This is a genomic window from Paraburkholderia nemoris (genome assembly GCF_905221015.1).
Classification (GTDB): domain Bacteria; phylum Pseudomonadota; class Gammaproteobacteria; order Burkholderiales; family Burkholderiaceae; genus Paraburkholderia; species Paraburkholderia nemoris.
Genome location: NZ_CAJNBO010000001.1, coordinates 21385 through 34436 on the forward strand (window position 1 = coordinate 21385; position 13052 = coordinate 34436).

A 13052-nucleotide genomic window follows, 5' to 3' on the forward strand; every position below is an offset into this window, starting at 1 on the left:
GACGCTGCGCGGCCCCCAATTCCGCCATGAGGTTAGCGGCTGACGCAGCCGGTGACGACTCGGCCGGATGGCCAATCCGGTGGACAAAACGCGTGGTTCTTCACGCCGGTGCATCCGGATGCTTACCTCCCACGTAATCGACGCGCCGCGCTCGGGCCGTCAATCTTCACTCCGAGCCCGCCGCATACAACGTGTCTGCCGAGCGTAGTGCTCAGTCGTGCCAATCAAGGAGTCTGAGATGAATGCGCATACCGATCTGATCGACCGTTATTTCGACGCATGGAATGAAACCGATGCAGTGCGCCGCCGCGAACTGATCGCCGCGACATGGACTGCCGATGCCGACTATCGCGATCCGCTGCTGGCAGGCGCGGGCCATGACGGCATCGACGCGATGATCCGTGCGGTCCATGAACGCTTCCCGCATCACACGTTTCACCGCACGACGGAAGTCGACGGTTTCGCGAACCGCCTGCGTTTTTCGTGGGCGCTCACCACACCGGCCGGCGAGGCGATCGTCAAGGGATCCGACTTCGGCGTGCTCGACACGCATGGCCGCCTGCAGGCGGTGACCGGTTTCCTCGACCAGGTCCCTGCCGCTACCTGAGCACTCGCAAGTTTTTTCACGGAGACGATCATGCACGAGTCCGTTGCCGTCACGGCTCCCGGTACTGTCCTCACGGTCGCGCGCCTGTCGGGCGCTGTCGACGCGCTCTCCAGCGCGATCGCCGGCTTCGCTCTGCTGGCCGGCACGCGCGCGTTCACCTTCACGGCGTTGCTGGCCTGGCGCGAGCCGGTGCTGGGTGGCGCGGGTCTCGTGCTGCTAGCGTTGGTTGGATGGCTGCGGTGGCGGTGTCGCGGAATGCCGCTCGCCGCATCGTGTGGAAAGGCGAATTGACCGTGAGCAGCAGGCCACGGACCGTGCGCCACGGTCTTGCTACAATCGATCGCGACGCGCCACAAGGGCAATCCGCTCGAACCCGGGTGGCTGGCGGCCAACCGAACCTCAAGGAGACACCGTGCTGAAGAATCTGGACCCGCTGCTGAATGCCGATGTGCTGCATGCGCTACGCTCGATGGGGCATGGCGACGAACTGGTGGTTTGCGATGCCAACTTTCCAGGTGCGTCCGTTGCGCAGGAGACGGTATTGGGCAAGCTGCTGCGCCTCGATGGTGTGAACGCACCGCGTGCCATTCGCGCGATCCTGTCGGTGATGCCGCTCGATACCTTCATCGAGCGTCCTGCGTCGCGCATGGAAGTGGTGGGCGAACCGAATACGATTCCTGCCGTTCAGCGCGAAGTGCAGATCGAAATCAATGCGGCGGAAGGACGCGAGGTGCCGTTTGCTTCGGTCGAACGTTTCGCTTTCTATGAGCGGGCGCGCAAAGCCTATTGCGTGATCGCTACCGGCGAAGAGCGCGGTTACGGCTGCTTCGTTTTTACGAAGGGTGTCCTGCTCGCGCCGGATGCGCCGCAGCAATAGCACCTAACAGCACCTCACTACGGCGCACGCGGCAAGATGACCTCGGTGTAGTGCCGCGATCCGGATGGCAATCTGTCCGAGGTCGCGACATATCCCCGCGCTTAGGCACGGCGCTGATACTGTCCGTGGCGTGCACGATCGGGCACGCGCTGTGCGCTCGGACACCGTTTCCCCTCCCTTGAGACGGCGCGGATTGCGCAGTTCATGCCGGCGCAGCCTTGGAAAAGGCGGGCAGTGCACCTATTCTCAGGTGCAAAGTGGGGAACTGCGGCCGTCTGGCCGGGTCTGCTGCTTATTCATTTACAGGAGCCCCTCATGACGCGTCCCGTCGATTCCGGCGTCATCCTCATCGCGCGTATTGCCCTTGCCGTGCTGTTTTTGTGGGGCGGCGTGATGAAACTGCTGGGCTATGCGGGCTTTGTCGGCTATCTGAATGCGAAGGGTGTGCCGCTCGTCCAGGTCGCCGCGCCGATCGCAACAGCGGTCGAGGCACTCGGCGGCCTGTTGCTGATCGTCGGCTTCAAGATCCGTCCGCTCGCGGTCATCATGGCCGTCTACACCGTGGCAACCGCAGTGCTGGGCCACGATTTCTGGAATGTTACCGATCCCGCTTTGCAACGCGATATGGTGATCCACTTCTGGAAAAACATCGGTATCGCGGGTGGTTTCCTGCTGCTGTTCGTGACTGGAGCGGGCCGAATCAGTATCGACGGCGCGCGCTCGCCACGCGGCGGGCTGAATCTCTGATCACGCAATTGAGGTAGTCTGTGCAGGTCGCTTTTGATTGTGGCCGTAATCAAGGGAGCAAATAATGATTCAAAGTTTTGAGCAAACCATTGGCGGCAAGGTCACGCAGTTGTGTGCAAGTCTGGGCGAAGGGCCTACGCCGCATCGCGTCATCATCAGCCTTGCCGATTCGGCGAAAACACTGGTGGTTCTGGACGCATCGGGTTTTATCAGCACGATCAAGGCCGAAATTGAACAGCCGGAAAAGTTGATTGCCGACGCGATCGCCAAGGCACAAAACGAAGGGCTGATCGAGCGTGCGATCGACACTGGCACGATTCAGGAAGCGCCGCTGTAAGTCCGTGCGGAGGCAGTGCTGCCGAACCGCGCTGGTCAACCGAAGAGACGATCAGCGCGATTCACCCACGTGCCCGGAACCGATCTTGTGCGGCGTCGAGGCCGACGCGTGCGGTTCCGGATGCACGAGACACCCCATTACGCCACCGAGCACCAGCAGACCGACCGAGACGGCCGTCGCGGCCTGCATCCCCGCAACGATCTGCGTGGCGGCTGCGCCGCTCGCCAACGCGCCAAAAGCGGCCACACCCACCGCACCGCCTGCTTGCCGGGCGGTATTCAGCACGGCGGACGCAGTGCCCGCGCGCTGCGCTTCGACGGAAGCCAGCACGGCGGTCGTCATGGCCGGAACCGCGAGACCCATCCCGGACGGAATCAGCAGGAACGGCAACAGCAAGCCGACGAGCGGCGTAGACGCATCGACGAAATGCAGCAGGCCATAGCCGAGCCCCGCAGTGATCGCGCCGGCGATCATCGGCACACGTACGCCAAAGCGTCCGACCACCCAGCCGCTTGCTACGTTCGAGAGCAGAAAGCCACCCGTCAACGGCAGGAACGCGAGGCCCGCCTGCAGCGGGGTATAGCCGCGTACGCGCTGCAAATACAGGCTCAGCACGAACACCATGCCGTAGTACGTCAGATTCACGCAGATGCCGAACAGCACCGCTGCATTGAAGGTGCGCTTGCTGAATAGCGAGAGCGGCAGCATCGGTGTCGCGACACGCGATTCCACGACGATAAATGCGCCGGCCGAGATCAGCGCGAGTATGAAACCGCCGGCGACCAGCGGATGGCTCAGCCCCAGCGGCCGCCATTCGATCACAGCGGCGACGAAGGCGGTGAGTGCCACGATCGCAAGGGCCTGGCCGCTCAGATCGATGCCACGCGGGATTGCTGTGGCCGTAGCCGATGCCGTTGCCGTAGCTCCAGCCGGAGTTCTCGCGGCAGTGTCCCCCGTTGCCCCCGTCCCAGTCCTCGTACGAGTACCAGTCGTGGTCGTAGCAGGAGACGAAGCCGCTGCTTGCGCGTCTTTTCCTGTGGACCCGGACCGCGGCACCCAAAGCAACGTCGCCAGCAAACCAGCTACGCAAATCGGCAGGTTGACGAGAAAGATGCTGCGCCAGCCGAATGCCGCGATCAGCACGCCACCAACCACCGGTCCGGCCGCGATCGAAATCGCACCGGCGGCGGTCCACAGCCCGACTGCACGTGCCCGGAGCTTCGGATCGTGGCCGTATGACTGATTGAGCAGCGCCAGTGAGTTCGGCAGCATGGCGGCGGCGCCGATGCCTTGCACGGCGCGCGCGGCGACCAGCATGGTGGCGTCGAGCGCGAGTCCGCAGGCGAGCGACGCGAGCGCAAACAGCACGATGCCGGCCGCGTACATGCGCCGTGTGCCGAGCCGGTCCCCAAGCGCGCCCGCCGAAAGCATCAGCACGGCGAACGCGAGTGTGTACGCGTCGACGACCCACTGCAGGCCCGCGACGTCCGCATGCAGGTCCGCGCCGATCTTCGGCAGAGCGATGTTGACGATGGTCACGTCGAGTTGCGTGACGACGAAGCCGATGCTGACGGTCGCAAGGACGCGGCCGAGGCTGGGCGAGACGGGGGTATTGGAAGAGTTCATGAGACACATCGTAGGCCGATGCGGCGCACGATGTTTCGCGGCGGCGTGAAGTGTCGATGTTGCCGCAATTGCCGGAAAGGCTGAGCGTGAAGCCGATTGAAACAACGGCGCACCAGGCGGTGCGCCGTTACAAAACAGCTTGATTAGCGCGCTTGCGGCGCGTCTTTGATGAGCAGCGTAGTCAACGCCCCGACAATGCAGATCGCGCCGACATACAGCGGCGCGGCCATCGGGTTCGACTTCATCATCAGCGAAACGGCGATCGGCGTGAGGCCGCCGAACACTGCGTAGGCAACGTTATACGAGAACGAGATGCCCGAGAATCGCACGACCGGCGGGAATGCCTTCACCAGCACGAACGGAATCGCGCCGATCACACCGACGAACAGGCCGGCCACGGCGTACAGCGGCACCAGCGCCGACGTATCGACGGCAAGCTGCTGGAACATCACGTAGTACGTCACGGCCAGCGCGAGGCCGCCGATGAAAATCGTGCGCCCCGCGCCGATGCGGCCGGCAATCGAGCCCGCCATCACGCAGCCGATCGTCAGGCACAGCGTCGCCACGCAGTTCGCCAGCAACGCGGTGGCCGGCGCGATATGAAACTGCTTCTGCAGCAGCGTCGGCGTCATCAGAATCACCACGACGATCGCAGCCGACAGCATCCACGTGAGCAGCATCGACACGATCACGGCGCGGCCGTGGTCGCGCAGCACGGCCTTGAGCGGCACTTCCGCGGCGATCGCCTTGCGTTGCTTGAGCTCGGCGAACACCGGCGTCTCATGCAGCCAGCGGCGCAGATAAACCGAGAACATGCCGAAGACGCCACCCACGAGGAACGGAATGCGCCATGCGTAGGCGGAGATTTCCGCCGGCGCGAAGTTGCGGTTCACCGCCGAGGCGATCAGCGAGCCGAGCAGGATGCCAGCCGTGAGGCCGGCTGTCAGTGTGCCGCACGCATAGCCGATGTGCCGCTGCGGCACGTGCTCGGAGACGAACACCCATGCGCCCGGTACTTCGCCGCCGACCGCCGCGCCTTGCATCACGCGGAACACCAGCAGCAAGACCGGAGCCATCACGCCGATGCTGGCGTAGGTGGGCAGCAGACCCATCATCAGCGTCGGCACCGACATCAGCAGCACGCTCAGCGTGAACATGCGCTTGCGGCCGAACAGGTCGCCGAAGTGCGCCATGATGATGCCGCCGAGCGGCCGGGCCAGATAGCCGGCCGCGAAGATGCCGAAGGTCTGCACCTGACGCAGCCAGTCCGGCATCGCGGCGGGGAAGAACAACTGGCCGATCGCCGGCGCAAAGAATACGAAGATGATGAAGTCGTAAAACTCCAGCGCCCCGCCGAGCGCGGCGAGACCGAGCGTCTTGTAATCGCTTCGCCCAAGAGGGCGTGGGGTGACAGCCTGCGCTCCACCCAGATTTGTCGCTTGCATTGCTTGTGTCTTGTCTTGAATTGGAAACCGCACGTAGCGCGTGGAAAAACGGCGGTCGTCGGGCGAGAAGTGTGGCAAGCGCTGGGTAGAGCACGGGACACCGGCGCGCCGGCCCGGATAGGGCAAGCGCGATGACGACTGGGGCCAGGGCGGCGATTTTACAGGATGAAAGCCGATCGCTTCGGGAAGTGCTTAATTAGATTGGGAAAAGTTCCCGAAACGGGGTTTTTCGAAGGCAGCCAGGACGGCTGGCCTGTGTGTCGTGCGAGACGCAGCGGTCGCGTGTAGGAATGCAGCACACACGGGTCGGAAGGGGGCGATTGACGCGCAAATTAGGAATGCTCCTATGGGATGGCTTGGGCGTCCCTCTGAGAATCGCGTCCGAGCTATCAGTTAAGAGTCATCCCATGCGCATTGCCATCCTTCAGCGTGACCCCGTCACGCGTCAATCGATCGAAAAGATTCTCATGAGTGCCGGCCATACCTGTATGGTCTACGACGACGGTCTGAGCATGTCGAAAGCGCTCGCCCGTTCCACCGTGGACATGCTGGTGCTGGACTGGCAAGGCACTCGCCTCTCCGGCGCCGAAGTCCTGAGGTCGGTGCGCGCCGTTGGCGGCGACCGCCTGCCGGTCCTGTTCGCTTCGGCCGAGACGTCGGAGGACAGCGTGGTGCGCGCCTTTGTCAGCGGGGCAGACGACTATGTCGGGCTGCCGCTGCGTCCAGGCGAGTTCCGCGAGCGCGTTGCGGCCTTACTGCGCCGCGCCTATCCGGACCGTTTCAGCGCCGCGAGCTTCGATGTCGGCCCCTACCATTTCGACACGCATCGCCAGCTCGTCATGCTGCGCGGTCAGCCGGTGCCGCTATCGGGTACGCAATACCGGTTGGCGTCGCTGTTCTTTTCCAATATTGGCCGCGTGATGTCGCGCGACCATATCTTCGCGATGGTGTGGGGCCGTGAGTTCCGCGAGTTCACCCGCACGATCGACAGCCATGTGTCGCGCCTGCGTTTGCTGCTTGAGATCGAGCCGCAAAACGACTTCCGGCTGCAACCCGTTTACAAGAGCGGTTATCGGCTGCTGCATCTGCGGCAAGGCGAAGCGGCCGCGGAAAAGCAGGCGGCCTGACAAGCGGGTACCTCACCGGCCGCGCTGCTCTGCGGCCGGGAGCGGCTACCCATCAGCTTGCTGCAACTCAAACCGCAACTTAAACCTGCGGCAGCGTCGGACGGTTTTCAATCGACTGGCGGATCAACGTTTCAACGGCTTTGCGTTCATCTCCGGCCAACGGCAAACGCGGCGGCCGCACCGGCTCCGTACCGAGTCCGACGATCGTCTCGGCCAGCTTGATGTTCTGCACCAGCTTCGACGAAACGTCGAGTGCGAGCAGGGGCGCGAACCAGCGATAGATCGCGCGCGCTTCTTCAAGACGGCCCGCCTTCAGCAACTTGTAAATCACCACCGTCTCGCGCGGAAACGCGCACACGAGACCGGCCACCCAGCCATGCGCACCCATCAATATCGCTTCCATCGCGAGATTGTCGACCCCGCACAGAATCGCGAAGCGGTCGCCGACCACGTTGATCAGATCGGTCACGCGCCGCACGTCGCCGCATGATTCCTTGATCGCGACGATCTTCTTTTCGTCGGCGATTTCCGCGAACATCTCGGGCGTCATGTCGACGCCATAGGCCAGCGGATTGTTATAGATCATCAGCGGCAGCGCGCTCGCATCGGCGACGCTGCGAAAGTGGTGCAGCGTTTCGCGGCGGTCGGACAGATAGCGCAACCCGGGCAGCACCATGAAACCGGCCGCGCCATGCCGGCTGCCGGCTTCGGCCTGGCGGCATGCGTCGAGCGTGCTGTTCTCGGCGATCGTCAGCAGAACGGGCACACGGCCGCGCGAGGCCTCGACGGCGATGTCGAGCACTTGCAGCTTCTCATCGAGCGAGAGCGTCGATGCTTCGCCGAGCGATCCGCACACGATGATGCCGTCCACACCCGCGTCGATCTGCGCCTCGATATTCTTGCCGGTCCATTCGCGATCTATGCTGAAATCCGCGTGAAACTTGGTGGTAACTGCGGGCAATACGCCTTCCCAGATATGCGCCACGACTGCTCTCCTGAGTGTGTTGAGTCGAAGCGCAGTGTAAGCAGGGAAAATGCTGCCGTCTTGCGTGATTCACGCGTGGCGGATGACGATTTCAGCATAGCAGCTGTGCCTGCATACCCGACAAGGTCAAGCGGCTCGGCTATTTCAGCATAGGACGCAAAATACGTCGGAACCATGTGGAACGGGCCTCACGTGTGCTCCTGAGTTCGCTCGAGAGAGTCTGTTCAGCGGCGGTGCCCGTCTGATTTCAATAGTCGACGCATGCGCAGATGGACAGATAAGATATGCTGAAATCGTCACAATCCACGATTATGCACACCAAGACTTCGACACCCGGTATTCCTACCATTGCATCATGAAAACCCTAGACATCATCGACTCGCACACCGGCGGTGAACCGACCCGCCTGGTGGTGTCGGGTGGCCCAGCGCTTGGCGGCGGCACGCTGGCACAGCGTCTCGACGTGTTTCGCACGCGTTTCGACGACTGGCGCGCAGGCATCGTCACCGAACCGCGCGGTTCGGACGTGGTGGTCGGCGCGCTGCTGTGCGAGCCGGACGACCCCGCGTGCGCGGCCGGTGTGATCTTTTTCAACAACGTCGGCTATCTCGGCATGTGCGGGCACGGCACGATCGGTCTCGTCGTCTCGCTCGCGCACATGGGGCGGATCGGGCCGGGGCTGCATCGGATCGAGACGCCGGTCGGTGTCGTCGAAGCGACGCTCAACGAGGACGGCAGCGTGGCCGTGCGCAACGTGCCGGCGTCTCGCTACCGGCAAGGCGTGCAGGTCGACGTGCCGGGCCACGGCATGCTGACTGGCGACATCGGCTGGGGCGGCAACTGGTTCTTTCTGGTCGCCGACCACGGACACACGCTTGAGGCGGCGCGTATCCCCGAGCTGACCACGTTCAGTACGGCAATCCGCGATGCACTGATCGCGCAGCGCATCACCGGCGCGGACGGCGCCTTGATCGACCACATCGAACTTTTCGGACCCGGCTCGCGAGACGGTATCGACAGCCGCAGCTTCGTTCTCTGCCCCGGCAACGCGTATGACCGCTCGCCGTGCGGTACCGGCACGAGCGCGAAAATCGCCTGCCTCGCCGCCGACGGCAAGCTGGCCGAAGGCGCGGTGTGGCGGCAGGAGAGCATCATCGGCAGCGTATTCGAGGCGAGCTATCGTCACGTAGGCGATGGCGTCTCGGTGATTCCGACTATCACCGGCCACGCGCACATCATGGCCGAAGGGCGTTTGTGTTTCGACGAGCGCGACCCGTTCGCATGGGGCATCCGCACGGCATGACAGCGGATGCGTTGATCGTCGGGGCCGGCATTGTCGGCGCGGCTTGCGCGGCGGAGCTGGCCGCGCTCGGCATGCGCGTTGAGGTACTCGACGCGCAGGGCATCGGTGGCGGCGCGACGGCGGCGGGCATGGGCCATATCGTCGTGATGAACGACTCGCCCGTGGAATTCGCGTTGAGCCGCTATTCGCGCGACTTGTGGCTGGCGCTCGCGCCGCAACTGCGCACGCGCGACGCGTTCGCGCGCTGCGGTACTTTGTGGGTCGCCGCCGACGATGAGGAATGGCAAGCCGCCCGCGCCATGCATGCCGCCTTCGAAGCGCAGGGTGTCTCCGCTCAACTGCTCGACGCGGCCGCGCTGCGGGCGTGCGAGCCGGCGCTGGCGGCATCGATGGCAGGCGGCCTGCGGATCGAGCACGACAGCATCGTGTATGCGCCCACGGTTGCCGAGTGGCTGCTGACGCAATCGTCAGGAGTCGAGAAGATCCGCGTGCGGCTCGGTACGCGGGTGGCCGCAATCAACGCGGGTGGTGTGACGCTGGCCGACGGCGAGCGCATTAGCGCGGAGCATGTGATCGTGGCCAACGGTCTGGGCGCTCAGCAACTGCTGCGGTCGCTGCCGTTGCAACCGAAAAAAGGTCATCTGCTGATCACCGACCGTTATCCCGGACTCATTCGCCATCAACTGCTCGAACTGGGCTACATCAAGAGCGCGCATCATGCGGCCGGCACCTCGGTGGCGTTCAACGCGCAGCCGCGGCCTACAGGCCAGTTGCTGATCGGCTCGTCGCGGCAGTTCGATACAACCGATCCTGCCGTCGACATGCCGGTGCTCGCACAGATGCTGCAACGCGCGGCATGCTATCTGCCGATCCTGCCGACGCTCAATGGCATTCGCGCGTGGACCGGCTTTCGTGCTGCGTCGCCGGACGGTTTGCCGTTGATCGGTCCGGCCGGTGATATTGCACCCGGCGTGTGGCTTGCGGTTGGACATGAGGGCCTTGGCGTGACGACCTCGCTGGCAACGGCAAAGTTGCTCGCCGCGCAGATCACTGGGAACACTGCACCGATTCCCGTCGAGCCGTACTTGCCGGTCCGTTTTGCGCAACAGGTGGCCCATGGCTGACGCCGATGCAACGTACCTTCACTTGACGATCGACGGTAGAAGCGTCGAGGTCGAAGCCGGCACGATCGTGGCCGCGGCGCTTGCCATGGCGGGCGCGGGCCGTACGCGGACGTCGGTCAGCGGCGAGCCGCGTGCAGCGCTGTGCGGGATGGGCGTGTGCCAGGAGTGCCGCGTCACGATCGACGGCCGGGCGCATGTGTTGGCATGCCAGACGCTTTGCCGCGAAGGGCAGATGGTTTGCACTGGCGCGGCTGCGGCCAATGCGACCGGTGCGACCAGCACCCCCCACCACCACAGAAAAAAGATGAAGCATCACTTCGACGTCGTCGTGGTAGGCGCCGGTCCAGCCGGACTGAACGCCGCGCATGCAGCGGCGCGCGAGGGCGCCACAGTCGCGGTGCTCGACGACAATCCGCGCGCCGGCGGTCAAATCTGGCGGCAAGGTCCCGGCCATCTGCAGCAAGTGCCGCTACAAGGCCTGCTCGGCGCTTTGAAGACGCAAACCAATGTCACCCTTTCGCCGTCGACTCGCGTGATCGCGCCTTTGAGTCCGCGAGGTTTGCTGCTCGAGTCGGCTGAGCATGGTGGCGTGTCGATCAGCTACGATCGATTGATCCTCGCGACCGGCGCGCGCGAGCGGCTCTTGCCATTCGCCGGCTGGACGTTGCCCGGCGTGACCGGTGCGGGCGCACTGCAGGCACTCATCAAAGGCGGCATGCCGGTACGCGGCGAACGGATCGTGATTGCAGGCAGCGGTCCATTGCTGATCGCGGCGCTGGCCACCGCGCGTGCTGCCGGGGCGGAGGTGGTGGCGGTAGTCGAGCAGGCATCGGCGCTTCAGGTCGCCCGCTTCGGAGTCTCATTGTTAGGCGAGCCGGCGAAGTTGCGGCAAGCCTTTTCCATGACGCGCGGCTTCGCGGGCGTGCGTTACTGGACCGGCAGCATCGTCCGGCAAGCGCATGGCGATGGCCGCGTCGAGCGCGTGACGATCCGGCGCGGCCAGCAGGAGTCGACGCTCGACTGCGACCGTATCGCCTGCGGCTATGGACTCGTGCCGAACATCACGCTTGCGCAGGCGCTCGGCTGTGCGATCACCGAAGCGGGCGAGATCGTCGTCGACGGTGAACAGAGGACTTCGGTCGACGGCGTGCTGGCGGCAGGCGAATGCACGGGCGTCGGCGGCGCGGAACTGGCGGGTGTGGAGGGAGAGATTGCCGGGCTAGCCGCGAGCGGCGGCTTAGCAAGCGGCATCCCGGAAAACGCCACCGCGCTGCTTGCGCAACGAACCCGATGGCGCCGTTTCGCGAGTCGCGTCGAAGCGGCCTTTGCCTTGCAGACCGCCGCGCGCACGCCACCCGACGACGCCACGCTGCTCTGCCGTTGCGAAGACGTCAGCCTCGGCGAGGTGCGCGCCTATCCGGATTGGCGCGAAGCCAAGCTGCATACCCGCTGCGGGATGGGCGCATGCCAGGGCCGTATCTGCGGCGCCGCGGCTTCTCTGTATCTAGGCTGGCAAGCTGCAGCGCCGCGCCCGCCGTTCAGTCCGGCGCAAATCGGCACGTTGATGGCAATTAGCGAGGATGAGTCAGCCCGCTGAATGACACCGTCATCCATTCGTCCGCTGGATATTCTCAGCAGCGCGTGGCCCTATAATCGACCGCAAGTGCCAACCCGTGTAGTTGCGCGGCGGGTGAACGCACCAACGCACCCAACGTACAACCGCACCGACCTCGGAACCCGCACGATGAACACGCTGGCTCATCCGCTCGAACCGGACGACGCAACGCTGTCCGGCATGCTGTCGCATTTCACGCTACTCGAGCCCGTGTTCGATGCGATGCCGGACGTCGTGTTCTTCGTCAAGGACGCGCAGGCCCGCTATGCGCTGGTCAATCGCACGCTGGCTTCGCGCTGTGGCTTCAAGGAAAAGTCCGCGCTGCTCGGCAAGACCGCCGAGGACGTCTTCCCGCACCGTTTTGGCCGTATCTACACCGCCCAGGACAAAGCGATCATCAACGTCGGCAGCCAGATGATCGATCAGCTGGAGCTGCACCTGTATCCCGGCCGTCAGCCCGGTTGGTGTCTGACCTGCAAGCAGCCGCTGCGCGATCCGGCGGGTAAGGTGGTCGGCCTCGCGGGCATCTCCCGTGACCTGAAAGCGGACGAAAGCAGTCATCCCGCTTACAGCCGGCTGGCTGAAGTGGTGCAATCCATTCAGGAAAACTATGTGCAGCCGCTGAATCTGAAACAGCTTGCTGCAATGGCGGATATGTCGGTGGCGCAACTGGAGCGCTACTTTCACAAAGTGTTTCATTTGACGCCGCGCCAGGTTCTGCTGAAAACGCGGCTGGACGCCGCCACCGCATTGCTGGTTTCACACGACAAGGTCACGGACGTCGCCGCACTTTGCGGCTACACCGACCACAGCGCTTTTACGCGTCAATTCAAGGCGACCGTCGGCGTCACGCCGACCGAGTACCGGATGCTGCTGCACGGAACCTCGCGAAGCTGAGCCGCCGCGCACATGGTTCGTCGCAAGCATAATTACTACGTCTATGTCGTCGCACTGGACGACACCGTCTGGAACGAGGCGCGCTTTCGCCGCGCGAATCCGGATTACCGGTTCGACAAGCCGTGCGTGTATGTGGGAATGACGGGATTGGACCCGGATCTGAGATTCGACCGGCACAAGGCCGATATTCAGGCAAATCGCTATGTGCGCGATTACGGTCTGCGCCTCATGCCTGAATTGTATGAAGTTTACAATCCGATGCCTTACCGCGGCGCACAGGATATGGAAGTGGAGTTGGCGATTGGACTACGCGAGGCGGGGTACGGCGTCTGGCAGGCGTAACTAAAAATTTAAAACGCGCC

The 13052-nt window shown here is 63.9% G+C and carries 14 protein-coding genes and 1 pseudogene; 12 read left to right on the forward strand and 3 right to left on the reverse strand.

From position 1 onward, the window contains the following. Positions 1 to 238: 238 nt before the first annotated feature. From KHO33_RS00105 to KHO33_RS00125, 6 genes and pseudogenes are all read left to right on the forward strand, one after another. The gene (locus KHO33_RS00105; RefSeq protein WP_054039068.1) at positions 239 to 607 is read left to right on the forward strand and encodes a nuclear transport factor 2 family protein; all 369 of its coding nucleotides are present in this window, start codon (positions 239 to 241) and stop codon (positions 605 to 607) included. Between the two features lie 30 nt (positions 608 to 637). After that, a complete protein-coding gene (locus KHO33_RS00110; protein ID WP_200562249.1) occupies positions 638 to 898 on the forward strand; it encodes a hypothetical protein in 261 nt (86 codons plus the stop codon). Between the two features lie 121 nt (positions 899 to 1019). After that, positions 1020 to 1484, forward strand: a complete 465-nt coding sequence (locus KHO33_RS00115) for an RbsD/FucU family protein (protein ID WP_168435985.1) — start codon at positions 1020 to 1022, stop codon at positions 1482 to 1484. Between the two features lie 21 nt (positions 1485 to 1505). Beyond that, positions 1506 to 1589: pseudogene (locus KHO33_RS42760) on the forward strand (VOC family protein); the annotation flags it as partial. 210 nt (positions 1590 to 1799) lie between these two features. After that, positions 1800 to 2231 (forward strand): DoxX family protein, encoded by a 432-nt coding sequence (locus tag KHO33_RS00120; protein ID WP_200562247.1) that lies wholly within the window; start codon positions 1800 to 1802, stop codon positions 2229 to 2231. Positions 2232 to 2295: 64 nt separating this feature from the next. Continuing rightward, the gene (locus KHO33_RS00125) at positions 2296 to 2568 is read left to right on the forward strand and encodes a hypothetical protein (RefSeq protein WP_054039060.1); all 273 of its coding nucleotides are present in this window, start codon (positions 2296 to 2298) and stop codon (positions 2566 to 2568) included. Between the two features lie 51 nt (positions 2569 to 2619). Here KHO33_RS00125 and KHO33_RS00130 read toward each other — a convergent pair whose 3' ends face one another. Both KHO33_RS00130 and KHO33_RS00135 read right to left on the reverse strand, forming a co-directional pair. After that, complete coding sequence (locus tag KHO33_RS00130; protein ID WP_234480416.1) at positions 2620 to 4194, reverse strand: MFS transporter; 1575 nt, start codon at positions 4192 to 4194, stop codon at positions 2620 to 2622. Between the two features lie 143 nt (positions 4195 to 4337). Beyond that, positions 4338 to 5639, reverse strand: coding sequence for an MFS transporter (locus KHO33_RS00135; RefSeq protein WP_200562243.1), 1302 nt, complete (start codon positions 5637 to 5639; stop codon positions 4338 to 4340). Positions 5640 to 6046: 407 nt separating this feature from the next. Between KHO33_RS00135 and KHO33_RS00140 the strand changes: the two genes are divergently transcribed. Beyond that, positions 6047 to 6766 carry a response regulator transcription factor gene (locus KHO33_RS00140; RefSeq protein ID WP_200562241.1) on the forward strand — a complete coding sequence of 240 codons (720 nt, stop codon included), beginning with the start codon at positions 6047 to 6049 and terminating at the stop codon, positions 6764 to 6766. Between the two features lie 79 nt (positions 6767 to 6845). Here KHO33_RS00140 and KHO33_RS00145 read toward each other — a convergent pair whose 3' ends face one another. Next, on the reverse strand, positions 6846 to 7751 hold the full coding sequence (locus tag KHO33_RS00145; protein ID WP_200562239.1) for a dihydrodipicolinate synthase family protein: 906 nt from the start codon (positions 7749 to 7751) through the stop codon (positions 6846 to 6848). Positions 7752 to 8106: 355 nt separating this feature from the next. Between KHO33_RS00145 and KHO33_RS00150 the strand changes: the two genes are divergently transcribed. From KHO33_RS00150 to KHO33_RS00175, 5 genes are all read left to right on the forward strand, one after another. Continuing rightward, on the forward strand, positions 8107 to 9054 hold the full coding sequence (locus tag KHO33_RS00150) for a 4-hydroxyproline epimerase (RefSeq protein WP_200562237.1): 948 nt from the start codon (positions 8107 to 8109) through the stop codon (positions 9052 to 9054). After that, positions 9051 to 10178 (forward strand): NAD(P)/FAD-dependent oxidoreductase, encoded by a 1128-nt coding sequence (locus KHO33_RS00155; protein ID WP_200562319.1) that lies wholly within the window; start codon positions 9051 to 9053, stop codon positions 10176 to 10178. The genes KHO33_RS00150 and KHO33_RS00155 overlap by 4 nt, the downstream gene beginning before the upstream one ends. After that, on the forward strand, positions 10171 to 11775 hold the full coding sequence (locus tag KHO33_RS00165; RefSeq protein WP_234480415.1) for an FAD-dependent oxidoreductase: 1605 nt from the start codon (positions 10171 to 10173) through the stop codon (positions 11773 to 11775). The genes KHO33_RS00155 and KHO33_RS00165 overlap by 8 nt, the downstream gene beginning before the upstream one ends. 147 nt (positions 11776 to 11922) lie before the next feature. Then, positions 11923 to 12690, forward strand: coding sequence for an AraC family transcriptional regulator (locus tag KHO33_RS00170; RefSeq protein WP_054039102.1), 768 nt, complete (start codon positions 11923 to 11925; stop codon positions 12688 to 12690). A 12-nt stretch (positions 12691 to 12702) separates the two neighbouring features. After that, a complete protein-coding gene (locus KHO33_RS00175; RefSeq protein ID WP_200562235.1) occupies positions 12703 to 13032 on the forward strand; it encodes a hypothetical protein in 330 nt (109 codons plus the stop codon). Positions 13033 to 13052: the final 20 nt, after the last annotated feature.

Excerpts from the sequence above, each read along its gene's own strand:
- KHO33_RS00175 (WP_200562235.1), top strand. The coding sequence starts at position 12,703 with ATGGTTCGTCGCAAGCATAATTACTACGTCTATGTCGTCGCACTGGAC.
- KHO33_RS00110 (WP_200562249.1), top strand. The coding sequence starts at position 638 with ATGCACGAGTCCGTTGCCGTCACGGCTCCCGGTACTGTCCTCACGGTC.
- KHO33_RS00120 (WP_200562247.1), top strand. The coding sequence starts at position 1,800 with ATGACGCGTCCCGTCGATTCCGGCGTCATCCTCATCGCGCGTATTGCC.
- KHO33_RS00150 (WP_200562237.1), top strand. The coding sequence starts at position 8,107 with ATGAAAACCCTAGACATCATCGACTCGCACACCGGCGGTGAACCGACC.
- KHO33_RS00165 (WP_234480415.1), top strand. The coding sequence starts at position 10,171 with ATGGCTGACGCCGATGCAACGTACCTTCACTTGACGATCGACGGTAGA.
- KHO33_RS00125 (WP_054039060.1), top strand. The coding sequence starts at position 2,296 with ATGATTCAAAGTTTTGAGCAAACCATTGGCGGCAAGGTCACGCAGTTG.
- KHO33_RS00155 (WP_200562319.1), top strand. The coding sequence starts at position 9,051 with ATGACAGCGGATGCGTTGATCGTCGGGGCCGGCATTGTCGGCGCGGCT.
- KHO33_RS00170 (WP_054039102.1), top strand. The coding sequence starts at position 11,923 with ATGAACACGCTGGCTCATCCGCTCGAACCGGACGACGCAACGCTGTCC.
- KHO33_RS00130 (WP_234480416.1), bottom strand. The coding sequence starts at position 4,194 with ATGAACTCTTCCAATACCCCCGTCTCGCCCAGCCTCGGCCGCGTCCTT.
- KHO33_RS00105 (WP_054039068.1), top strand. The coding sequence starts at position 239 with ATGAATGCGCATACCGATCTGATCGACCGTTATTTCGACGCATGGAAT.
- KHO33_RS00140 (WP_200562241.1), top strand. The coding sequence starts at position 6,047 with ATGCGCATTGCCATCCTTCAGCGTGACCCCGTCACGCGTCAATCGATC.
- KHO33_RS00135 (WP_200562243.1), bottom strand. The coding sequence starts at position 5,639 with ATGCAAGCGACAAATCTGGGTGGAGCGCAGGCTGTCACCCCACGCCCT.